The organism is Antrihabitans cavernicola (assembly GCF_008297975.1).
GTDB lineage: Bacteria > Actinomycetota > Actinomycetes > Mycobacteriales > Mycobacteriaceae > Antrihabitans > Antrihabitans cavernicola.
In genome coordinates this window covers 20,855-43,596 of the sequence record NZ_VLNY01000015.1, presented here as the reverse complement: position 1 = coordinate 43,596, position 22,742 = coordinate 20,855, and the positions used below count along the sequence as shown (strand labels likewise).

The window sequence follows — 22,742 nt, the reverse complement described above, 5'->3', positions numbered from 1 at the left end:
GGGTCTCCAGAATTGGCTACGTATTGATATGGTGCGGGTCGACGTCTGGAGGGACATGTTCAAACGTATTGCGATTATTGTCACCGCTGCTGCCGCAGTGGGGACCATGTTCGGGGCGGGAACCGCACTGGCAGCACCAGGCGTTCCGCTCGGGGGAGGCTCTGGAATCGTCATCGATGACCAGGTCGAATGCACGCTGACGACGATCGGTCACGACAACGCAGGTCGCTTGGTCGGCATCACTGCAGGGCACTGCGGCGACGCGGGCGCGGCAGTGAAGTCCGAGGCCGCGATGAACGCGGGCGTCGTCGGCCACTTCGTGCGCTCGAACCACAACTTGGATTACGCCGTCATCGAGTTCGACGCGGGCAAGGTCGTTCCGATCAACCGAGTCGGCAACACCACGATCACCGGTGTCGGCAACCCGGCGATGTTCCCGAACATCGTGTGTAAGGAAGGCCGGACCTCCGGCAACACCTGTGGCCTGGCCTACGGCGACATCTTCGGCACCAACGCGGAGACCTGGTCGCAGATGTGCGTCATCGAAGGTGACTCGGGCGCTCCGGTGGTCATCGGATCGACGCTGGTGGGCATGGTCAACGCGTACTTGCTCGCAGCGTGCATCGGCCCGGAGGTGGGCACCAACTTCAACGCCATCCTCGGTGACGTCAACGCGGTAGGCGGAGCGGGAGCGGGTTACCGCCCTATCTAGTTCGCAAGGTACTTCGACTCACGGCCCTGTCCAATGGACGGGGCCGTGAGTCGTTTGAGTAGGCGTCAGCCGCAGACAGCTCCATACGACGCCGAGCCGACCAGCTTCGAGTACTTCGCCAGCACACCTCTCGTGTAGCGCGGCGGCAGTGGTGCCCAGCCTTCTTTACGTCGTGCCAGCTCGTCGTCGTCGATCTTCAATTCCAAGGTTCCGTTGCCGACGTCGAGTGCGATCTTGTCGCCGTCGCGCACGAACGCGATCGGGCCGCCGTCCACTGCTTCCGGCGCGACGTGGCCCACGCACAGTCCGGTGGTGCCACCCGAGAAGCGGCCATCGGTCAGCAACAAGACATCCTTGCCGAGACCAGCGCCCTTGATGGCGGCGGTGATCGCCAGCATCTCGCGCATCCCCGGTCCACCCTTCGGTCCCTCGTAGCGGATCACCACCACATCGCCCGCGACGATCGTGCCGTCCGCAAGCGCGTCCATCGCTGCCCGTTCGCGATCGAAAACTCGTGCCGTGCCTTCGAAGATGTCGGAGTCGAAACCCGCTGACTTCACGACGGCACCGCCCGGCGCGAGCGACCCCTTGAGGATCGTGATACCTCCGGTCGGATGGATCGGCGCACTCATCGCGCGGAGCACCTTCCCGTCGACGTCGGGTGGACTGATCTGTTCCAGGTTCTCTGCCAACGTCTTTCCGGTGACCGTCAGGCAGTCGCCGTGCATGAGTCCGGCGTCGAGCAGCGCCTTCATCACGACCGGAACACCGCCGATGTGGTCGACGTCGGGCATCACGTGTTTGCCGAACGGCTTCACATCGGCCAGATGGGGAACCTTGGCGCCGATGCGGGAGAAGTCGTCGAGGGTGAGATCGACATCCGCTTCGTGTGCGATCGCCAAGAGGTGCAGTACCGCATTGGTGGAGCCGCCGAATGCCATGACAACGGCGATGGCGTTGTCGAATGCGTCCTTGGTCAGGATGTCCCGAGCGGTGATGCCCTGTTTCAGCAGCTCGACGACAGCCTCCCCGCTGCGACGCGCGAATCCGTCGCGCCGGCGATCGGTGGCGGGCGGTGCAGCGCTGCCCGGCAACGACATGCCGAGTGCCTCGGCTGCACTTGCCATCGTGTTGGCCGTGTACATGCCACCGCACGCGCCTTCGCCGGGGCAGATTGCGCGTTCGATCGAGTCGACGTCCTTGCGACTCATCAAGCCTCGCGAGCACGCTCCGACGGCCTCGAATGCGTCGATGATCGTCACCTCGCGCTCGGTACCGTCCTCCATCTTCGCGATGCCCGGCAGAATGGTTCCTGCGTACAGGAATACGCTGGCTAGATCCAATCGCGCTGCGGCCATGAGCATTCCGGGCAACGATTTGTCGCAGCCTGCCAGCAGTACCGATCCGTCGAGGCGCTCGGCCTGCATGACGGTTTCGACACTGTCGGCGATCACCTCACGCGACACCAGCGAAAAATGCATGCCTTCGTGGCCCATCGAAATGCCGTCGGAGACGGAGATGGTGCCGAATTCCAATGGGTAACCCCCTGCCGCGTGAACGCCGTCCTTGCATGCCTTGGCGAGCCGATCGAGGGACAGGTTGCACGGGGTGATTTCGTTCCACGACGATGCGACGCCGATCTGCGACTTCACCCAATCGTCGTCGCCCATTCCGACGGCGCGGAGCATGCCGCGCGACGCCGTCTTCTCCAAACCGTCCGTCACTTCGCGGCTGCGCGGCTTGATGTCGACGCCGTTGGTGGTGGTTGTTGCCGACTCTTCTGTGGTGCTCATGGTGCTCCCAGCGTCTCGTCGAACGTCCTATGTCGGTTGTAGTCGATGGCCGCGAATCGCGTTTGCGAAGGTCCCAATTGCGAGCGAACTAATGCGACTATTCGGGCCATTCTCCCACCGTTAGCAATGCGAAGCTGATAGGTGTTGAAGGTTGGCGTTCGGACAAAACAGGAATGAGGGGTCCTTGTGAAGAAGATTTTGATTGCTGCAGCGAGTTGTGGGGTGCTGCTTCTCGCAGGTTGCGGCAGTGACGATGCAAGCAACACGACGACAACCACGACGAAGGCGACGACCACGTCGAAGACCACCACATCGGCACCGGCAGGCGTTCCGGCAGCTCCCGGCCAATCGGGCGGCGACGGTTCAGGAACCGGCGGCGGTACCGGAGACTCGGGTGGAACTGGCGGCGGCACCGGCAACAGCGGCGGAACCGGCGGTGCTGCGACGGGTGGTGGAGCCGCGACCGGTGGTGGCCCGGCGGGTGCCGCAACCGATGGTGACGGTGCTGCGGGTGGTGGCCCGGCGGGTGCCGCGACCGACGGTAAGACGACCGATGGTGCGGCGACGGGTGGTGCTGCGACCGATGGCAAGGCGACCGATGGTGCGGCGACGGATGGTGCTGCGACCGATGGCAAGACGACCGATGGTGCGGCGACGGGTGGTGCTGCGACGGACGGTAAGACGACCGATGGTGCAGCCACGGATGGTGCTGCGACTGATGGTGCAGCGACGGGCGGTGCAGCGACCGGTGGGGCTGCTACAGGTGGTGCTGCTACGGGCGGAGCCGCGACCGGTGGGGCTGCCACGGGCGGTGCCGCAACAGGTGGTAACGCGACGGGCGGAGCCGCAACAGGTGGGACCGCGACGACCCCATAAGAGAGTGTCATCGATGAAGGGCCACTACGATCTCGTGGTGGCCCTTCACCTTTCGGTAAACAGGTGGCCGTGATGGAGCGCGTGCGAAGAATCCGCGAAAGCTGGGCGAGTTTTCAAGAACGGTTCGAACGAACAGCCGTCGGCCAGTTGCTGATCAGTGTGCTGGTCGGATCGATCATCCTGACCGCGGTTGTCTGCTGCCTGCCTGACTCGGCGATCAGGCAAGACCTGCTTCCGGTTGCCCGCCCGATCGCGAACAGCACCGGCCTCGACCAGAACTGGGGCGTGTTCGCGCCGGATCCGATCCGCCGCCTCGAGGAAGTGGAGGTTCGGATCACCACGGTCGACGACACGATACTGACGTGGAAGATCCCCCCGCCCGCGGGCTTCGTCGGCCAATTCTCTTGGTATCACTGGCAGAAATTGAAGGAGAAGGTCATTCGGGTGCCGGGCATTCGGGCCGGCCTCTGCCACTGGGTGATTCGCAACGTCGTCGAGCCGCCCGAACAACCTGCCCGGGTGGAGATGATTTTGAACACGGTGGCCTTGTTGCCGCCAGGATCGAATGCCGTGCCCAAGCGTGGACAATTCGTTCTCTACGACGAGAAGTTGGCGCGGTAGTGGTCTTCTTTACGTCGGTCGTCGAAGGGTGGCGCAAGTTCTGGTTCGAACCGGAACCGATGTACGTGCTCGGGATCGTGCGAATCGCGTTCGGCATTCTTGTTGTCGCGTGGAGCTTTTCGCTGCTTCCCAACATGCTCGATCTGTTCGGTCCCGACGGTGTAGCGCCTGCACCGGAATCCATTCGATACGGGTGGGGGTTGCTGCATGTGTGGAACAACGACACCGCAGTCTGGATCGTGTGGGCGCTGCTGCTGGTCGGCGGAATTGCGTTGACACTCGGTTGGCGCAGCAGAGTGGCAGCACTGCTGGTCTTCGTGTGCATTCTGTCGTTTCAGCGCCGTGACGTGTGGGTCTTCAACTCTGGCGACTTCTTGCTGCGGATCGAAGCGTTCTTCCTGGTGCTTGCGCCGTCCGGCGCGGCGCTGTCCCTTGACCGGCTTCGCACTGCAGGGTCCTTCTGGTCGGCGCAGGTTCGCTCGCCGTGGGTGATTCGGCTGCTGCAGATACAGGTCTCGATCATCTATCTCGACACCGTGCGCGACAAACTTGCCGGGACCACATGGACGGGCGGCACCGCCGTCTCGTACGCGTTGCGTCTGATAGATCTGAACAATTTCCCAACGCCGACTTGGCTTTCCATGAGTCCGTTGATCGTCAACGTTGCGACGTGGGGAACGCTGCTGATCGAACTCGCGCTCGGCGTGCTGGTGTGGAATCGAAAGCTGCGTCCCTGGGTGCTCGCCGCCGGAGTGATCTTGCATCTGCTGATCATGGTCAGCCTGGTTGTGGCGTTCTTCAGCCTTGCGGTCTTCGTGTTGTACCTGGCGTTCATTCCGCCCGAGACGGCGCAGGGATGGATCGACAGACGCAGGCCTAGCGCGGCGCCGACACCTGTTGTGGCGCAACAGCAGGACCCGTGATTCCACAGTGTGGTGCGCAGTCGACACCGTCTGAATCCGGTTGCCGTGGTGCAGGCTTGGCGATCAAGACCAGAGCCAACGCTGCACCTGCGACAAGCAATCCGATGCAGATCAGCATGGCGGTGCGAAAGCCGTCGTCGAATCTGGCTGGATCGGTGAATGCCGATCCGCTGATGCCCGCCAGGCCGGGTAAGGCTGCGACAGCGAGCAATTGGCTGGTCCGCGCGACCGCGTTGTTGACGCCCGAGGCGATGCCGGCCTCGTCGGTGGGCACCGAGCCGAGCACGGCGCCGGTCAGCGGTGCGACGAGGGCGCAGAGCCCGAGCCCGAACACGACGACGCCGGGCAGCACATCGACCAGATACGATGCATTGCGCCCGATCCGCAGCATCAGCACCAACCCGAGCGCGGACAGCAACGGGCCCAACGTCATCGGCATACGCGGACCGCTGTGCTGGGCCCACCGGCCTGCGCGCGCGGACAGCAGCAGCATCAGCACGGTGATCGGGATGGTCGCCATGCCAGCCTTCAACGGCGAATAACCCGCGACCAACTGCAACTGCAGCACCAGCAGAAAGAAGACGCCACCGAGCGCCGCATAGACGGCGAGGGTCACAAGGTTTGCGGCCGTGAAGATTCGAGACGCGAACAGCGAGGGTGGCGCCAGCGGATGGTCGCTGCGCAGTTCGATCACCACGAACACCCCGAGCAGCACTACACCGGCAATCGACAACACCAACGTCGAACCGATCAGCCCATAGGTCAACGCGCCGAGTGCGAGAGCGACCACGAGCGCGCCGAGGAGATCGAGTCTCCCCTGGGTGTGCGGGTGCGTTGAATCCCCTGTTGCCCCGTAGCTTTCGGGCACGTGCCGCACCGACACCCACACCACCGTGACGGCCAACGGAACGTTGATCAGGAACACCGAACGCCAGCCTGCGACCTCTACCAGCCAGCCGCCGAGTAGTGGCCCGATCGCACCGGCGACGCCACCGAGGCCGGACCACAGCCCGATGGCCGCACCGCGATCGTCGGGATCGATCGATGCCGAGATCAAGGCGAGACTGCCGGGTGTGAGCAGTGCGCCGGCCACTCCTTGCAGCACGCGAGCGGCTACCAGCATTTCGATGTTCACAGCGAGTCCACACAGGACCGAGGCGATGGCGAACCCGATTGTGCCCCAGACGAATACCTTGCGCCGGCCGAGCCGGTCACCCAGTGCGCCGCCGAGCAGAATGAACGACGCCAATGTCAGCGTGTAGCCGCTCAGCGTCCACTGCAATCCTGCGACGTCGGCGTCGAGAGCCTCGCCGATCTTCGGCAACGCGATGTTGACCACGGTGCCGTCGAGCATCGCGACCGACGAACCGAGCACGGTGGCGAGCACGATCCACCGGCCGGCCGGAGACTGCAACCGTGGCAATTGGGTGCTCATCGTGGCCCGATCCCAGCGTCAGGCGGTCGCTTTCTCCAGCGCGACAAGGGAATCCTCTAGGTGGGTCAGCAGACGCTGCAGGTGCGGCACGCTGTGGCGGCACCCGATGAGGCCGAAGTCCAGGAACCCGGCCCGACTGGTCAGCGTGATGTTGAGCGCGAACCCGTCCAGCACGATCGATACCGGGTAGAGGCCGTCGAGCCGAGCGCCGTTGTAGTACAACTCTTCTCGCGGACCGGGCACGTTCGAGATGAGAATGTTGAACGACGGCTTCGCGACCATGGTGTACCCGGGCACCTGCGAGAGCGCGATCGACGACATGTTGAACGCCCCGAAGGCCATTGCCTGCAGCGGCGACAAGCCGTGCATCGTTTCCTTGCCCTGGTTCATGGACCGGGTGATGGCGACGAGCCGATCGACCGGGTCGTCGAGGTTGGTACCGAGGTTGCACAAGATGATGCTGATCGCGTTGCCGCCCTCGCGCTCGTCTCCGGCTTCGCGTAGCGATACCGGTACGGCGGCGATCAGCGGCTCGTCCGGCAGGCCGTTGTGCTCGATCAGATACTGGCGCAGCGCGCCGGAACACATCGCGAGAACCACGTCGTTGAGCTTGCTGCCGGTCGCCTTCGACACCGCCATCAATCGATCCGTCGACCACGACTGGGCGGCAAACCTGCGAGCGCCGCCGATATCGACGTTGAACATCGTCGCGGGTGCCTGCATCGGCCGAACCACGTCGCCGTCCCGCAGCGCCTGGTTGGCCAGCCGCACCGATGCCGGTGCGAGCCCAGCAAGGTCTCTGAGCATTCCCGCGCCGGTTTTCGCTATGTCGAGCGGATTGAGTGCCGCCGGAATCATCGGCGACTTCGCGCGTTTGCGCGGTGCCCACGGAGCCTGCACGTCGCGATCGTCGGCATCGGGAGACAGTTGACGCATCAGCATCTTCAACGCCGAAACGCCGTCCAGCAGTGCGTGGTGCACCTTCGTGTAGATGGCGAGGCGCCCGTCTTCCAAGCCTTCGATCACGTGGAATTCCCACAGCGGGCGGTGCCGGTCCAGCAACGATCCGTGCATCCGGGACACCAGCGTCAGGAGATCCTTGATCTCGCCCGGGCGCGGCAGCGCGGACAGTCTCACGTGGTAGTCGAAGTCGATCTCCTGGTCGACCGTCGTGCTGATGTTGCCCATCGTGCCGAGCGGCCGGGCGGGACGGGTCCGAAACAGATCGCGGGACTCGGGATGTTCGATCAGGTTCTGATACACCTGGCGGGCGTAATCGGGACCCGCGTCGGCAGGGGGCACGAACAGTTGCAGCCCGCCGACGTGCATCGGATGCTCACGGCTTTCTCCGAGCAGAAACACTGAGTCGATAGGTGTGATCAAACCCATGTCGGCGCCTCGATTCCGTTGTGAATCACCATTGTCGATCATGCCCCCTTCTCGTCTGCTGTCCATCCCCGGGACCGACTATCTGCGCGGGTAGTGTCCGAACCGTCCATCCCCGTTCGTCGTCATGGCGAGACGGTCGACAAGGAGGACCTCGATGAAGTACCTGCTGATGATTGCCACTGATGAATCCGACCCCACCGAACTGGTCGGATGCACGGCGTGGGTGGACGATATGCGCGCAAACGGAGTGCTGCTCGACCTCGCGGGTCTGCAGCGGTCGTCCGATGCCACGACGGTACGCGTTCGCGGCGACGAGGTGTTGCTGACCGACGGTCCGTTCGCCGAAACCAAGGATCAGATCGGCGGCTTCGGTGTCATCGAGTGCGCTGATCTGGACGAGGCGATCGAGGTCGCGGCGAAGCACCCTGCCGCGTACCTTGGCTGCGTCGAAGTGCGGCCGCTGCTCGAACCGTGAGTGACGTCGACGACGCGCTCGCCGCGGCCTTTCGGGCCGAGTGGGGACAGATCGTCGCGACGCTGATCGGACGCACCGGCGACTGGGATCTTGCCGAGGAGTCGGCGCAGGAGGCGTTCGCGTCGGCGCTTCGCCGGTGGCCGACCGAAGGCATTCCGGATCGTCCGGGTGCGTGGCTGACGACCGTCGCGCGCAATCGGGCGATCGATCGGCTCCGCCGCGACGCAGTGGGCGCAGCCAAGTTGAAGGAGGTGGCAGCGATGTCCCCGATCGACGTGGACCCACTTTCGCACAACGACATCGACGACGACCGGCTCCAGCTCATCTTCACGTGCTGTCACCCTGCGCTGGCGTTCGAGGCGCAGATCGCGTTGACGCTGCGCACGCTCGCTGGTCTGACCACAGCCGAGATCGCGCGGGCGTTCCTGGTGCCGGAGGCCACGATGTCCAAGCGGGTGACACGTGCCAAGGCGAAGATTCGCAACGCCGGAATCCCGTATCGGGTGCCGCCGAGTCATCTGCTCCCGGAACGGCTCTCGGCGGTCCTCGGTGTGGTCTATCTGGTGTTCAACGAGGGCTACGGATCGACGGCCGGTACCGAGATGATTCGGGAATCGTTGTGCGAAGAAGCAATTCGACTGGCGAGAGTGTTGGTTTCCTTGATGCCGGACGAGCCAGAAGCGCAGGGGCTGCTGGCCTTGATGTTGCTGCACGATGCGCGCAGGTCCACCCGCGTAGCCGACAGCAGGCTGGTGACGCTCGATCGGCAGGACCGATCGAGTTGGGACAGAACGAAGATCGACGAGGGCGTCGCAGTGCTGGAACAAGCGTTGCGACGGGGCCGTGTCGGTTCCTATCTGCTCCAGGCTGCGATTGCCGCCTGCCACGCGGAGGCGCCGACGGCCGATGCGACGGACTGGGCGCAGATAGCGGGCTTGTATGCGCGGTTGGCGCAGGTAGTGCCGTCGCCGGTGGTGGAGCTCAATCGGGCGGTGGCGGTGGGAATGTCCGAAGGACCTGCCGCCGGGTTGGCATTGCTCGACGCGTTGACGGAACCGCTGGCCGACTATCACCTGCTCGCAGCGACGCGGGCCGATCTGCTGCGCAGGCTCGATCGACGCGAGGAGGCTGCCGCGAACTACCGGTTGGCGCTGGCACAGGCGTCGAACGAGGTGGATCGGCGCTTCCTGTCGGATCGATTGACGGAAGTGTCCGTCCGACCTGATACCGATCGTCGGTAGATCGACGGAGAAGGAAAGGACCGACATGAACATCGTTGTGAACGGCGTCGATCTGAACGCGGAGACCTTCGGCAGCAAGTCCGACCCGCCGGTGCTGCTGATCGCAGGTGTGGCGCCCGGCTTCGAGGACGTTTTCTGTGAACGCCTCGCTGCGCGATCGCGGTTCGTGATCAGGTACGACATCCGCGACACCGGCCGTTCGGTCAGCTACCCGCCCGGCGAGCCCGGCTATACGCTGCGCGATCTGGTCGCCGACGCTGCCGGTGTACTCGACGCTTTCGATTGCGAGACAGCACATGTTGTCGGCCTGTCGGTGGGCGGCTGGATCGCGCAACTGCTCGCGCTGGACCATCCCGACCGTGTTACGTCGTTGACGCTGATCGCCGCGCGGTCGGTGGCTCCCGGCCCGGTCGATCCCGATCTGCCCGACCATGACCCCGAGCTCATGCGCGAGATGATGCAGGCGCCGGAGCCGGACTGGTCGGATCGCGATTCTCTCGTCGAGCACGCGCACGCCGATGCCCGACTCTTCGCGGCCGCCGCCGGTTTCGACGAGCCCGTGGAACAGGCCAGGGCCGAGCGGCTGGTCGACAGGACGACCAACATGAAGTCGGCGCTGTACAACGTGGCGTCGATGAATTCCGGTGATCGGTGGCGTGAGCGGCTCCGCGACATCACGGTGCCGACGGTGGTGCTGCACGGTACGGAGGATCGATTCTTCCCGTACGGCAACGGTATTGCGCTCGCCGACGATATCCCGGGTGCGCGGTTGGTGCCGTTGGACGGCGTGGGTCACGAGCTGCCTGCCCGGGCTTGCGAGGCAGTGCTGGAGGCAGTAGTTGAACCTACCGGCGTGCGCTCGCAGGACGGGACCGTGTTGGCGGTCGAGAAGTCGGGTGACGGTCCACCGCTGGTGATTGTGTTGGGCGCCTTCAACAGTCGGGCAACGCATGCCGACTTCGCTGCCGCGGCGGCAGAGCACTTCACCGTGTACAACTACGACCGACGCGGTCGTGGCGAAAGTGGCGATGCTGCAGAGTATTCCGTCGATCTGGAGGTGCAGGATCTGGCTGCTGTATTGGCCGCCGCGGGCGGTGAAGCAGCCGTGTTCGGGTACTCGTCGGGGGCAGTGTTGGCGTTGCGTGCCGCCGCCGAGGGACTACCGATCTCGCAGCTCGTGCTCTACGAGCCGCCGCCGGCCGATTCGGGTGCTTTGGCGGCTCGGCTGCGTGAGCTGATCGCCGACGGGCGACGCGGTGCGGCCGTCGAACTGTTCCAGGTGAGCATCGGGCTCCCCGAGGAATTGGTGGTGCAGCTTCGCGATGCGCCGTTCCGACCGGGACTGGAGGCGATGGCACATACGTTGGTCTACGACACCACCATCACCAGCGAATCCGGTGTCGAATACGCTGCGGCAGTGACAGTCCCGGCTCGCGTCCTAGCCGGCGGCGCAAGCCCGTCGACGCTGCAGGAGTCGGCCCGTGCAGTGGCGGATGCCCTCCCGAACGGCAGCCTCGAGGTGTTGCCCGATCAGACCCACGACGTCGTCGCGGCGGTGGTGGTTCCGGAGTTGGTGCGGTTCCTGGCTACCTAGAGATCGTCGGTGCAGACGACGAAACGGCGTGCCTCGTAGAGGAATCCGCCGGAGGTCGGGCAGCCGTCGACGTCGTCGACGTTCTGCTGGATCTCCGCCACCTTGACGCCGTCTGATGTGGTTGCGCTGCAATCCATTCGCTGCGGATCGTCACCCGAGAGATCCATGCATCCACCCACCACCCAGTCGATGTCGAGGCAGAGGGCACCTTGCTCCTCGCCGCCGAGCGTTTCGTAGTAGTAGGAGTCGGCATCGCTGACGCATTGCGCGTTGGTGGGTGCCTTGGCGATCACCTTGTAGTTGGAATCGTTGCTACCGCAGGCGGCGTGGTCGATCGTCGCATCGGTCACGGTGCCACCGAGCCTGACGCACTCGCCGATCGCGACCTCGAAGTCGACGTCGCCACCGGTGTCGCGGCCGATCTGACCGGTCGGCGCAGACGGTTTGGTGCGGGTGGGCGCTGAAGGCTTGCTGTTGGGCGCCTTGGTGGTCGGTGCGGTTGCGTCGATCAGCCCGCCTGCCACCGGTTGCGCGCTGCCGGTCACCTCCGACCCGCAGCCGCTGACGATCAAGGCGAGGATGGCAACAAATGTGAGAAATACAGCGCGAAGGCGCGCATTACGTGCGGGCACGATCGATCCTTTACTCCACAACAGCTGAAACTGTTCGATATGAATACACCATGTCTTGGCAAAGTTGTCGAGCCGAACGAGCTGTCATGATTGGGGAGTGAATCTGCCACTCACTGCGCCCATCAAACCCATGCTCGCCAAGCCCGCGAAAGTGGTGCCCGAGCAGCCCGCCGACGAGCAGCCGACCTGGCTCTACGAACCGAAGTGGGACGGGTTCCGGGCGATCATCTTCCGCGACGGCGCCGAGGTGTACATCGCGTCGAGGAACGGTAAGGATCTGGCTCGATACTTTCCGGAATTGGTCGAGGCGGCGCAGGCGGAGCTGCCGGAACGCGTCGTCGTCGACGGCGAGGTGGTGGTGCCGCGGGAGATCGACGGTCGCACCCGGCTCGATTGGGAGGCGCTGTCGCAGCGCATCCATCCAGCGGAGTCGCGCGTTCGGAAACTGGCGGAAGAGACGCCTGCACAGTTCGTCGCATTCGATCTCTTGGCACTCGGTGACGACGACCTGACCGGCGAGCCCCTGCGAACGCGACGCGAGAAGTTGCTCGAGATCATCGGCGACGGTCCGACGTGCCATGCGAGCTCGGCGACGGAAGATGCTGCGACAGCGCAAGACTGGTTCGAGGCGTTCGAAGGCGCGGGGCTCGACGGTGTGATCGCCAAGAAGCTCGACGGCAAGTACGTCCCGGACAAGCGCGAGATGATCAAGGTCAAGCACGCGCGCACCGCCGACTGCGTGGTCATCGGCTATCGGATGCACAAGAGCATCGACGGGATCGGGTCGATGCTGCTTGGGCTGTATCAGGACGGCGAGATCCGAATGATCGGCGGCGCATCGGCATTCACCGAGGTTCGTCGCAAGGAGCTGCTGGCGGAATTTCAGCCGTTGCGCGTCGGCGACGACGTGGTTTCAGACGGCGAGCTGAATCGGTGGAACTCCGGCAACGATCGCAGTTGGGTGCCGCTGCGCCACGAGCGCGTGGTCGAGGTGGCGTACGACCAGATGGAAGGCGATCGACTTCGCCACGCTGCGAGATTCCTGCGGTGGCGGCCGGATCGTGATCCGGAATCGTGCACGTACTTCCAACTCGACGTCCCGGTTCGCTACGACTTTTCGGACGTTCTCGCCGGCGGTAAGTGAGTCGGCTGCCGGAAGTTTGCGGGAGATGGTGCCGCCTGTTTTGCCGGAGACGAGTGCTATGAAGTAGCCAGTCGGTAAAGCCGCAGCGTGAACGCTCGAAGAAGGTTGCCGGTTGTACCCATCCGTCCGATCGTGCTGGACGAATGACCTAGTGAGTGAACGGCACGTTCGTTGCGTTCGATCGAGTGAACGCTCCGTTCACTCCGCGTGAAGGGCTCCAGGGGTGGTCGAAATCGTAGGAATTCGTAGCCGGTATGCGACCTGATCGAGATTCGATCAGGTCGGTAAGTGTGGGTATGCTGGCAGCTAGCTCAGCGGATGACGAGGGGAAGGTGACGTCATGAAGATGCTTGGAGTGATCGCATGCTCGGCCATGGCGTTGGGGGCGGTCGTCGGCATGCCCGCAACGGCAGGCGCGGCCAACCTCGAATGTCATTCGGCGGACGGCAAGAACGTGACTCGAATCGACGGCCAGGTTGCCTGCGGAGCAGACTCGAGTACTGCGGGAAACGCAACCGCTTACGGCATCAACGGCATCGGATATGCCAAGGCAGTCGAGGGTGCGCGGGCACTGGGCATCGGTATGGACGGCGGCGTCGGCGCCAGCGAAGGTGGAGTCGGAATGCCGACCGCGGTGGGCGTCGGACCTAAGAGCGTCGCGATCACCTCGGTCGGTACGGGATCGCTGTCACTCGCCGTTGCGCTCGGCGGCTCGCAGGCCCTGGTCGGAGATGTCCCGGAGGGCGTTCTGTGCCAAGGTAACTCTGCGTTTGCTATCAATGTCATGACCGGGCGCGCGTGCGTCGCTACCGGATTCGGATCCTGGCGGACCGGCTAGCGATCGGTTTCTCGGCGCGCGGTCTGGCAAACGTGCCGAAACACCGTCCCGCAGTACGCTGCATCCAGTTATAGGCTCACTCCTGTATAGATCGGAGCGCTCTGATGACGATGCACGACAGCCGCGGGCGTGCCGCAACGTCGCCCACCGAGATGCTCGTCGAGTCCGACTATCTTCCGCTGGCCGATCAGTTCTTCAGCATGTACCGCGAGCCGGGCCAAGGTGGCGCGGCACTGGCCGTCTACCAGGACGGTGAACCTGTTGTCGACATCTGGGCTGGTTGGGCCGATCGCGACAAACGCTGGAATCGCAACTCGGTCGCGATGGCGTTCTCCACCGGTAAGGGCGTCGCATCGACCGTCTTGCACCGCATCGCCGAGCGCGGACTGATCGACTACGACCTGCCCGTTGCCACCTACTGGCCGGAATTCGCCCAGGCAGGCAAGGCGGACATCACGGTGCGCGACGTGCTGACCCACCGCGCGGGGTTGCATCGCGCGAAAGGGTTGGTTCCCGGCAGCGCGGGCATTCTCGACTACGACAGGGTGATTGCCGCACTCGAGGCCTGTCCCGCCGATCCGCGGCGGCTCCGCACGTCGGGGTATCACGCGATCACGTTCGGTTGGCTGGTCGCCGAGATCGTGCATCGGGTCACCGGCACCCCGTTCATCGACGTTCTGCGCACCGAGATCGCCGACGTCCTCGGCGAGGACGAGTTCTGGTACGTGGTGCCGGAGGGCCGACGCGACCGGATCGCAAAGATCTTCCCGCACATCAACCCGCCCGGAATCAAATGGGGCATAGCATCATCCGTCATTTCGCTGGTGCGGCCGGTGCGCGGTCTGGCCGAGGCGGGGATGCCCGAGGGCTTCGACAAATTGGTTCGCGACCCCAGGGTGCACGAGTCCGTGATGCCTGGCTGGAACGGTGTGTTCTCGGCACGGGCGCTGGCGAAGATGTACGGAGCCTTGGCGAACAACGGTGAAGTCGACGGCCGGACGCTGCTGAAACCGGAGACGATCGAACAGATCGGTACTCGACAGGTAGCCGGCCACTACGACTACGTGCTCGGCTATCCGGTCAGCTTCACCCTCGGCTATCACCGGCCGGTGCTGATGGCGAAATCCCAGCCGCACAAGGCATTCGGGCATTACGGTATGGGTGGGTCGGGTGCGTACGCCGATCCGGAAACCGGAATGTCGTTGGCGTTCGTCACCAATCGTCTCGGCGGGAGCCTCACGGCGCTCGGCGATCTGCGGCTGGCACGTCTCGGCGCAACCGCGCGGGCGATCACGACCAGGCAGGACCAGTAGCAGTACGACCGATGGAGGTAGTGATGGGCGATCACGTATATCGGGTCATCGAGGTGGTCGGATCGTCGTCGACGGGTGTCGACGACGCCATCGCCAACGCGATCAAGCGGGCCGGGACCACCATGCGCAATCTCGAATGGTTCGAGGTGATCGGCACTCGTGGGCATATCGAGGACGGCGCGGTGGCGCACACGCAGGTGACGCTGAAGGTGGGCTTCCGCCTCGACCCCAACGAGTAGATCTGAACTCGCTGGGTCGCTGTCTCGTGATGTTTCTATGGCAGTCACGACAATTCGACCGGCCGGAACGCCGCCGCGCGCGCCCCGGCTCTCCGTCGTGCATGCGATCGCCGCGAGCCTGAACCCCGACCGGTACTTCAGGTGGCGACGCGCACGCGACGGTGACACGTTCCTCGTTCGTTTTCCCGGATTCACACCTGTGCTGTTCACCAGCAATCCCGACGGTGCACGCGACGTGTTTCGCGCACCGGTGGACATTCTGGAACCGCCACGACCCAACCCGATCGGCCCGCTCGTGGGCGACGCCTCGATGATCCTGATCTCCGGTGAGCGGCATCGTCGTGACCGGGCGCTGATGATGCCACCGTTTCACGGTGAGCGGATGCGCGCGTACGGGCGCCTGATTCGCGACTCCGCGGTTCAGGAGATGTCGACGTGGAAGGCCGGCGACCGCATCGATGCGCGGGCAGCATCGCGGGCCATCACGCTGCGCGTCATTCTCGAAGCTGTCTTCGGTGTGGACAGCCATGCCCGACGCGACGAGTACACCCGCACCGTCGCCGATTTCCTCGGCTCCTACACGGGCGCGTTGATGCTGGCCCCCGTCCTGCGGCGAAGCCTGCTTGGGCATGGCCCGTGGGACAGGTTCGTGCGGCTCCGTGCCGAATTCGACGCGTTGCTCGCCGAGGACGTCGCACACCGGCGCTCCGAGGTCGACTCGGACCGCACCGACATCCTCAGCATGCTTCTCGCTTCGCGCTACGAGGACGGCTCCGCGATCGACGACGCGGATCTGCGAGAACAACTGCGTTCGCTGCTGGTTGCCGGGCACGAAACGACGGCGACGTCGGTGACCTGGGCGCTGTTTCATCTCCTCCGCGCCCCCGACGTTCTGGAACGCGTGCTCGACGAGATCGAGTCCCTCGGTCCGGATCCGGCGCCGGAGCTGATCGCGAAACTGCCCTATCTGGACGCCGTATGCCACGAGACGCTGCGCCTGCATCCGGCCGTGCCCATCATTCTGCGCAAACTCACCGAGCCGCTCACGGTCGACGGATTCGCGGCACCGGCGGGCGGCATAGTCGGCATCGTGTTGCCGCTGCTGCACTCGCACCGCGACGTGTGGACGGATCCGACGGCGTTCGACCCCGACCGGTTCGTCGGCGCCCGGTTCACCCCGTTCGAGTACGCACCCTTCGGCGGGGGGCACCGTCGTTGTGTCGGCTTCGCTCTTGCCGAGTACGAGATGCGGATCGTCGTCGCGACGATTCTCTCGCGTGCGCGCCTCGCGCTGCCCGCGCGAGCGCTCCGTCGTCCGGCGCCGATTTCGGTTCCGCACAACATCGCGACGAGCCCGAGGCGTTCAATTATTTTCGAGGTCGATGACATGAAGACAGCGAACGAATTTTTGCCTCATTGAGTTACTCGTGTCACATGAGCACCAGTAGTGACCCTCTGAGGCGCATTGCGATTGGCCTATGCCATATCGTTATGTGTTAATGGCTATGGGTCGGGACCCAATTACCGCTGAATCTCCGCTCGCGAGTGCGTGCGAACGAGGGACAAAGAATGGCAGGGAAAAGTATGAGACTGAAGCATGTGCGTACGAGCGACTCCCCGCGGGTGAGCCGTCGGAGTGCCCGCATCGGCCTCGCGATCGTCGGCGTTGCCGCTACCGGCTTGGCGCTGGCAGGTCCCGCTCAGGCCGATCCGATCTGGCCCGGCGGCCCGGATATCCCCGGTGTTCCTTCGTTGATTCCCCCGGGCGCGCAGCTGCCGCCGCTTCCTGCGGTCCCGAAGGAAATCCTTCCGCCCGCACCGCAGGCGCCGAGCCTCAGCCCGGCCAACGGTGAGGTAGTCGGCGGCCTTCGCGCCATCGACATCCACTACAGCGCGCCGGTCACCGACCGTTCGGCTGCCGAAGCCGCGGTCAAGATCAACTCCTCCAGCGGCACACCCGGTCACTTCGACTGGATCGACGACAGCTCGCTGAAGTGGAGCCCGGACAGCTACTGGCCGCGTGGCACCACCGTCAACGTCGACGCCCAGGGTGCGCATACCGCATTCCAGGTCAGTGACGTCTTCGAGGGCCTCGGCGACGCGTCCACCCACAAGTTCATGGTCAAGATCGGTGGCGACACCGTGAAGACGTTCCCGGCCGCGTTCGGCAAGCCGGGCCACGAGTCGCCCAACGGCACGTTCCCGGTGCTGGAGAAGCTTCCGCACATGGTGATGGATTCGTCCACCTACGGCGTGCCGGTCGATTCGCCGGAGGGCTACAAGCTGGACGTCGACTGGGCCACCCGCATCACCTGGGACGGTGTGTTCGTCCACGCCGCACCGTGGTCGGTCGATCAGCAGGGCCACCAGAACGTGAGCCACGGCTGCATCAACCTGAGCACCGAGAACGCCAAGTGGTTCTTCGACAACGTGCGCGCAGGCGACAACGTCACCATCCAGGGCGCCTGATAGCGCCCTTTCGCTCGTAAGAACAACTCGCCCAGGCTCACGAGAGCCCTGGGCGAGTTTTCTTTGCTCTAGGCACGCAGCGCGGTCAGCAGATGGGTCTCGCGCCCATCGACGACGAAGTTCACCCAGCCTGCATCTCGATCGACGACGGCCGCCCCTGCGTCCAACAGTGCGACGATCTTGTCGAAGAACGATTCCAGTGAGTCGGCCACCACGACCCGGTAGTCCTCGTCCGGACCGTAGTTGATGATCTGACCGATCGTGCCGCCCGGTTCGGGTGCCAGGTCCAGAGCGAAACCGTTTCCTCCGCCGTCGACGGAGAACGGCACCCAGCCGGTCTTCCAGTACAGCGCAGACACCGCGTCAGGCGACCGACTCTCGATGACGTCGTGATAGTCGCCGTCGGGATCGTCCGACGATGCGATGATCAGCTCCCATTCCGAGCGGCTCGCTTCGAGTCCGGCGACGGACAGGAGGTCGTTGCCGAAGAATCCGCCGGAGCTGCCGGTGCCGTTGCACAGCTCGAAGAGCGGTACCAATTGCGGAGGTAGCCGCTCCAGCTCGGCGGTGTCGGCGGCGGGGGAGTACTCCGCGCGCTGGATCGGAAGTTCGCGTTCGTAGAAATCCAGGATGGTGCGGAAGCGGTCGGCGATCACACCCGTGAACTTTCCACATCCCACCCCCTGCGCGCCTACTATCCGAACATGACCCCACGGCCAGAATCTCGGACAACGACGCCGGGTCCGCTCGATGTGGTGGCCTTCGCGTGCGAGATGGCGATGCTGGTCCTCCTTGCGATCGCGGGCTGGCGCTTGTTCGATGCGACGCCGGCAAAAGTGATTGCGCTGATCGTTCTTCCCGTCGCGGCCGGTGTCGTGTGGGGAATCTGGATGGCGCCGACGTCGACGCGGCGGCTCGCCAACCCGGCACGCTTACTGGTGCAGACGGTGCTGTTCGCGACCACCGCTGTCATCTGCGTCGCCGCCGGAATGCCCTGGTGGGGAATCGGGTTCGCCGTAGTCGCGATCGGGGTGTTCGGCATGCTGTCCCGCGGCCGAAGTTAGTTCACCTGACTGCGCCGTACCTGGTCTCCGAACGCCCACGCGAGCATGAGCGGCAACTCTTCCTGCCAGAACGGGTCACCGTGGGCCCCTGGCCGCTCGACCATTACCACGTCGGCACCCGCGGCCCCGAGCGCTGCGGCCCATCGCATTGCGTTGTCGAGGAAGAACGGCTCCGACGTGCCTGCGACCAGGTACGTACGCGGCGCCGGACTCGGCAGGTCTGCAGGCGGTCGATAGCCTGCACCGGGCGACGCGCAGAAGATGGCACCGAACACATCGGGACGCCGAAGCCCCAGAGCGAGTGCAAGTTCGCCGCTCGCCGACGCCCCACACACGGCCGTTCGCTCGCTGGGTAGCACAAGGTCGAACCGCGCCGCTGTCCATGGACAGACCTCGTCGACGAAGAACCTCGCGTGAGCGTCGAACCGGCTCGGGGCGAAATCCGGTGAGTACTCGTGGAGTCGAAGCGTGTCGTCACCAGCGCGGTGAACGCCGACGATCATCGTGGATGTGACATCGGATCGTTCGAGCACTGCACCCCAGCGCGCGATCGATGCGCCGTCACCGGCGAACACGACGGCGTCCGGCGGCCGGGGCGGAACGTAGACGGTGACTTGCCTGCCACCGTCGTAATCGAATGTCTCGGTGACGAACTCGCCTGCGGTGCTGTCGGTCACCCACGTAGCAAATCCCGGTGGTCGGTCGATGTCAATCCTGGCGAGTGCGCCGTGTGGATGCACACCGTTCAACTTTGCGGAGCCCCGATTTCACCGATGGTTGGCACAGGGCGGCAAGGCTGCCGCGGTGTCACCAAGTCCGGAACGTACGCTTCCACTGCCGAATCGGCGTGGGTTGCGTGGCAGACCGTGGCAGGACTACGCACTGTTTACAGTCCTGGTCGGGCCGAACCTGGTGCTGCTCGGCGTGTTCACCTATCGCCCGCTGATCGACAACATCCGGCTCTCGTTCTTCGACTGGAACATCTCCGATCCTGTCGCCACCTTCATCGGGCTGAGTAACTACCGCGAATGGTGGGGTCGCTCGGACACGTGGCAGATTGTGAGCAACACCGTCGTCTTCACCGTTGCCACCGTCGTCGGCAGCATGTTGATCGGGTTGGCGCTCGCGCTGCTGCTGGATCGGAAACTGCGGGGCCGCAATCTGGTTCGGTCGGCGATCTTCGCTCCGTTCGTCATCTCCGGTGCTGCAATCGGCGTGGCGTTCCAGTTCGTCTTCGACCCCAATTTCGGACTGGTGCAAGACCTGCTGCATCGCGTCGGGCTGTCTGTCCCCGATTTCTATCAGGAGCCCAAATGGGCTCTGTTCATGATCACCGTCACCTACATGTGGAAGAACCTCGGCTACACCTTCGTCATCTACCTCGCTGCGCTGCAAGGGGTTCGGCAGGAGTTGCTCGAGGCCGCGGAGATCGACGGTGCCAGTAGGTGGGCGACGTTTCGGCGGGTGCTGCTGCCGCAGCTGCGGCCGACTACCTACTTCCTGTCCATCACGGTGATGCTGAACTCGCTGCAGGTCTTCGACATCATCAGCGTCATGACGCGTGGCGGTCCGGTGGGCACCGGCACCACCACGATGGTCTATCAGGTCTACAACGAATCGTTTCGAAACTTCCGAGCAGGCTACGGCGCAACCGTCGCGACCATCATGTTTCTGGTTCTGTTGGCCATCACCGTCTTTCAGGTGCGCATCATGGATCGAGGGGAGTTGTGAGCGAGGTTTCGAGCTACCGACGACGCCGACGCGGGATGACCGCGCTGGGCTATGGCGCGATGGTGTGCGTATTGATTCTGGTCGGATTGCCGCTGTACTGGATCGTCGTCACGTCGTTCAAGGAGCGGCCCGACATCTACGTGCAGCCGTCGGTGTGGTGGCCGCACTCGTTCCATCCGGAGAACTACGCAACCGCAACCTCGACTGTGCCGTTCTGGATCTTCCTGCGGAACTCGCTGATCATCACGTCGATCATTTCGGCGGTGAAGTTCGCACTCGGCGTGTTCAGCGCCTACGGTTTGGTGTTCTTGCGCTTCCCCGGCAAGAACATCGTGTTCCTCGCCATCATTGCTGCCCTGATGGTGCCGAATCAGATCACGGTGATTTCCAACTACGCGTTGATCGCCCAGTTGGGCTGGCGAAACACGTTCCAGGGCATCATCGTTCCGCTGTGCGGCGTTGCGTTCGGCACCTTCCTGATGCGCAACCATTTCCTGTCGCTCCCCGCCGAGGTGATCGAGGCGGCGCGTATGGACGGTGCGCGCTCGTGGCGCCTACTGACGCGGGTGGTGTTGCCGATGTCCGGGCCGACGATGGTGGCATTCGGCATCATCACCGTGGTCAACGAGTGGAACGAGTACCTGTGGCCGTTCCTGATGACCGACGACTCCTCGGTGGCGCCGCTCCCGGTCGGCTTGTCGATACTGCAGAACACCGAGAATCCGAGCGTCACGAACTGGGGCCCCGTCATGGCGGGAACGGTGCTGGCGATGCTGCCGATCCTCGTCGTTTTCCTTCTGCTGCAACGCCACATGATCAAGGGCCTCACCTCCGGTGCGGTCAAGGGATAGCTCTACTACATCGATTCAGGAGCGCAGATGACCTACATCAATCGCCGCGGATTCCTCGGCCTCACCGGAGCCGTCGCAGCGGGTGCCGCATTGACGGCCTGCGCCGGTTCGGGTTCGGGGGGATCGTCGAGCGGCGACTCCAAGACCATCAACTTCTGGTCCAATCACCCCGGCACCTCCACGGATGTGGAGAAGGAACTGATCAAGCGTTTCGAAGCCAAGTTCCCCGACCTGAAGGTCAACCTGATCGACGGTGGCAAGAACTACGAGGAGGTGTCGCAGAAGTTCAATGCGGCACTCTCCGGCGGTGATGTTCCGGATGTCGTTGTGCTGTCGGATGTCTGGTGGTTCAATTACGCGCTGATCGGTGCGATCGAGCCGCTCGACGACCACTTCGCCGCGGCCGGTGTCAACACGGCGGACTACGTCGACTCGCTGGTTTCCGACTACGTCTTCAACGGCAAGCATTACGCGCTGCCCTACGCCAGGTCGACGCCGTTGTTCTACTACAACAAGCAGGTGTGGTCGCAGGCCGGTCTGCCTGATCGTGGTCCGTCGTCGTGGCAGGAATTCGACCAGTGGGGTCCGGAACTCCAGCGCGTCGTCGGCGACGGCAAGCTCGCCCATGGTTGGGGCAACGCGAAGGACTACCTCGCGTGGACGTTCGAGGGGCCGATCTGGACCTTCGGCGGGTCGTACTCGGACAAGTGGAACCTGAAGTTCAACGACGAGAAGACCATCGCCGCAGGCAATTTCCTGCGCGACATGATCCACACCAAGAAGTACGCCGCCGTATCCAACAGCATCGCAACCGATTTCGGTGCGGGCATCTTGGCCTCGACCATCGCCTCGACAGGGGACCTGTCCGGCATCACCAAGAACGCGAAGTTCGATTTCGGTACCGCGTTCCTGCCCGCGGCCGACGGCACGCCCGGCTGCCCCACCGGTGGTGCAGGCCTGGCCATTCCGGCGAAGATCTCCGACGAGCGGAAGCTCAACGCGCTCAAGTTCATCGACTTCATCACCAATACCGAGAACACGGCGTACTTCTCGCAGAACGTCGGCTACATGCCGGTGCGCAAGTCGGCGGTGGACGATCCGAGCGAAAAGGACTACCTGGCGAAGAACCCGCGCTCCAAGGTGGCGATCGATCAGCTGCCGCGAACGCGTTCGCAGGACTACGCCCGAGTGTTCGTCCCCGGCGGCGACCAGATCATCGGCACCGGTCTAGAGCAGATCGCGCTGCAGAATGCCGATGTCACCTCGACATTCGCCAATGTCAGCGGCCAGCTGCAGCAGATCATCGACCGTCAGATCACGCCGAAGCTGCCGAAGTAGCTGCGGCTACGCCGCAGGTGAGCGGAAAGTTGGGATAGGGACCAATTAAACGCTCACCTGCCGA

General features: G+C 64.1%; 23 protein-coding genes. 17 read left to right on the top strand and 6 right to left on the bottom strand.

What is annotated here, in order from left to right; translation table 11 throughout:
* Positions 1-55 precede the first annotated feature (55 nt).
* Positions 56-712 carry a chymotrypsin family serine protease gene (locus FOY51_RS22585; RefSeq protein WP_149432527.1) on the top strand — a complete coding sequence of 219 codons (657 nt, stop codon included), beginning with the start codon at positions 56-58 and terminating at the stop codon, positions 710-712.
* A gap of 65 nt (positions 713-777) precedes the next feature.
* Here the strand turns inward: FOY51_RS22585 and ilvD are convergent, their stop codons facing one another.
* Positions 778-2,505: a dihydroxy-acid dehydratase gene (gene ilvD / locus FOY51_RS22580; RefSeq protein WP_149432526.1), complete on the bottom strand. Its 1,728-nt coding sequence runs from the start codon at positions 2,503-2,505 to the stop codon at positions 778-780.
* Between the two features lie 186 nt (positions 2,506-2,691).
* On the opposite strand from ilvD, the gene FOY51_RS22575 reads away from it, so the two are divergent.
* The 3 genes from FOY51_RS22575 (at position 2,692) to FOY51_RS22565 (ending at position 4,925) form a co-directional block, all read left to right on the top strand.
* Positions 2,692-3,381 carry a hypothetical protein gene (locus FOY51_RS22575; protein ID WP_149432525.1) on the top strand — a complete coding sequence of 230 codons (690 nt, stop codon included), beginning with the start codon at positions 2,692-2,694 and terminating at the stop codon, positions 3,379-3,381.
* 72 nt (positions 3,382-3,453) lie between these two features.
* Entirely contained in the window at positions 3,454-4,002 is a 549-nt protein-coding gene (locus FOY51_RS22570) for a hypothetical protein (protein ID WP_149432524.1), read from the top strand.
* Positions 4,002-4,925 carry an HTTM domain-containing protein gene (locus tag FOY51_RS22565; protein WP_235916654.1) on the top strand — a complete coding sequence of 308 codons (924 nt, stop codon included), beginning with the start codon at positions 4,002-4,004 and terminating at the stop codon, positions 4,923-4,925. Before FOY51_RS22570 ends, FOY51_RS22565 begins: the two co-directional genes overlap by 1 nt.
* Here FOY51_RS22565 and FOY51_RS22560 read toward each other — a convergent pair.
* Together FOY51_RS22560 and FOY51_RS22555 are read right to left on the bottom strand one after the other, a co-directional pair.
* Entirely contained in the window at positions 4,879-6,360 is a 1,482-nt protein-coding gene (locus FOY51_RS22560; RefSeq protein WP_149432523.1) for an MFS transporter, read from the bottom strand. The two genes, FOY51_RS22565 and FOY51_RS22560, sit on opposite strands and share 47 nt — an antisense overlap.
* 18 nt (positions 6,361-6,378) lie before the next feature.
* Positions 6,379-7,749: a WS/DGAT/MGAT family O-acyltransferase gene (locus FOY51_RS22555; protein ID WP_149432522.1), complete on the bottom strand. Its 1,371-nt coding sequence runs from the start codon at positions 7,747-7,749 to the stop codon at positions 6,379-6,381.
* Positions 7,750-7,903: 154 nt separating this feature from the next.
* On the opposite strand from FOY51_RS22555, the gene FOY51_RS22550 reads away from it, so the two are divergent.
* From FOY51_RS22550 to FOY51_RS27410, 3 genes are read left to right on the top strand one after another with little or no spacing between them, the layout of a single operon-like run.
* On the top strand, positions 7,904-8,224 hold the full coding sequence (locus FOY51_RS22550) for a YciI family protein (protein WP_149432521.1): 321 nt from the start codon (positions 7,904-7,906) through the stop codon (positions 8,222-8,224).
* Complete coding sequence (locus FOY51_RS22545; RefSeq protein WP_149432520.1) at positions 8,221-9,465, top strand: RNA polymerase sigma factor; 1,245 nt, start codon at positions 8,221-8,223, stop codon at positions 9,463-9,465. The genes FOY51_RS22550 and FOY51_RS22545 overlap by 4 nt, the downstream gene beginning before the upstream one ends.
* A gap of 25 nt (positions 9,466-9,490) precedes the next feature.
* A complete protein-coding gene (locus tag FOY51_RS27410; RefSeq protein ID WP_214633136.1) occupies positions 9,491-11,059 on the top strand; it encodes an alpha/beta fold hydrolase in 1,569 nt (522 codons plus the stop codon).
* Here FOY51_RS27410 and lppU read toward each other — a convergent pair.
* Complete coding sequence (gene lppU / locus FOY51_RS22530) at positions 11,056-11,691, bottom strand: LppU family putative lipoprotein (RefSeq protein WP_149432519.1); 636 nt, start codon at positions 11,689-11,691, stop codon at positions 11,056-11,058. The two genes, FOY51_RS27410 and lppU, sit on opposite strands and share 4 nt — an antisense overlap.
* Before the next feature lie 97 nt (positions 11,692-11,788).
* On the opposite strand from lppU, the gene FOY51_RS22525 reads away from it, so the two are divergent.
* From FOY51_RS22525 to FOY51_RS22500, 6 genes are all read left to right on the top strand, one after another.
* Positions 11,789-12,835 (top strand): ATP-dependent DNA ligase, encoded by a 1,047-nt coding sequence (locus tag FOY51_RS22525; protein ID WP_149432518.1) that lies wholly within the window; start codon positions 11,789-11,791, stop codon positions 12,833-12,835.
* Between the two features lie 340 nt (positions 12,836-13,175).
* The gene (locus tag FOY51_RS22520; protein WP_149432517.1) at positions 13,176-13,673 is read left to right on the top strand and encodes a DUF6764 family protein; all 498 of its coding nucleotides are present in this window, start codon (positions 13,176-13,178) and stop codon (positions 13,671-13,673) included.
* A 104-nt stretch (positions 13,674-13,777) separates the two neighbouring features.
* Positions 13,778-14,986, top strand: a complete 1,209-nt coding sequence (locus FOY51_RS22515) for a serine hydrolase domain-containing protein (RefSeq protein ID WP_235916652.1) — start codon at positions 13,778-13,780, stop codon at positions 14,984-14,986.
* A gap of 23 nt (positions 14,987-15,009) precedes the next feature.
* Positions 15,010-15,225, top strand: a complete 216-nt coding sequence (locus tag FOY51_RS22510; RefSeq protein WP_149432516.1) for a dodecin — start codon at positions 15,010-15,012, stop codon at positions 15,223-15,225.
* Positions 15,226-15,262: 37 nt separating this feature from the next.
* Positions 15,263-16,645 (top strand): cytochrome P450, encoded by a 1,383-nt coding sequence (locus FOY51_RS22505; RefSeq protein WP_149432515.1) that lies wholly within the window; start codon positions 15,263-15,265, stop codon positions 16,643-16,645.
* A 164-nt stretch (positions 16,646-16,809) separates the two neighbouring features.
* On the top strand, positions 16,810-17,694 hold the full coding sequence (locus FOY51_RS22500; RefSeq protein WP_149432514.1) for a L,D-transpeptidase: 885 nt from the start codon (positions 16,810-16,812) through the stop codon (positions 17,692-17,694).
* A gap of 68 nt (positions 17,695-17,762) precedes the next feature.
* On the opposite strand, the gene FOY51_RS22495 is transcribed toward FOY51_RS22500, so the two are convergent.
* Entirely contained in the window at positions 17,763-18,350 is a 588-nt protein-coding gene (locus FOY51_RS22495) for an SMI1/KNR4 family protein (RefSeq protein WP_187776432.1), read from the bottom strand.
* A gap of 48 nt (positions 18,351-18,398) precedes the next feature.
* Between FOY51_RS22495 and FOY51_RS22490 the strand changes: the two genes are divergently transcribed.
* Complete coding sequence (locus FOY51_RS22490) at positions 18,399-18,758, top strand: YrdB family protein (protein WP_149432512.1); 360 nt, start codon at positions 18,399-18,401, stop codon at positions 18,756-18,758.
* Here FOY51_RS22490 and FOY51_RS22485 read toward each other — a convergent pair.
* A complete protein-coding gene (locus FOY51_RS22485; protein ID WP_149432511.1) occupies positions 18,755-19,435 on the bottom strand; it encodes an alpha/beta hydrolase in 681 nt (226 codons plus the stop codon). The genes FOY51_RS22490 and FOY51_RS22485 overlap by 4 nt on opposite strands.
* 127 nt (positions 19,436-19,562) lie before the next feature.
* Here FOY51_RS22485 and FOY51_RS22480 point away from each other — a divergent pair, with 127 nt between their 5' ends.
* Genes FOY51_RS22480 through FOY51_RS22470 form a run of 3 tightly spaced genes read left to right on the top strand, consistent with a single transcriptional unit; the run spans position 19,563 to position 22,678 of the window.
* Positions 19,563-20,489 carry a carbohydrate ABC transporter permease gene (locus FOY51_RS22480; RefSeq protein WP_187776431.1) on the top strand — a complete coding sequence of 309 codons (927 nt, stop codon included), beginning with the start codon at positions 19,563-19,565 and terminating at the stop codon, positions 20,487-20,489.
* A gap of 35 nt (positions 20,490-20,524) precedes the next feature.
* Positions 20,525-21,340 (top strand): carbohydrate ABC transporter permease, encoded by an 816-nt coding sequence (locus FOY51_RS22475; protein WP_149432600.1) that lies wholly within the window; start codon positions 20,525-20,527, stop codon positions 21,338-21,340.
* 27 nt (positions 21,341-21,367) lie between these two features.
* Entirely contained in the window at positions 21,368-22,678 is a 1,311-nt protein-coding gene (locus FOY51_RS22470; RefSeq protein WP_149432509.1) for an ABC transporter substrate-binding protein, read from the top strand.
* The last annotated feature ends 64 nt before the right edge of the window (positions 22,679-22,742 follow it).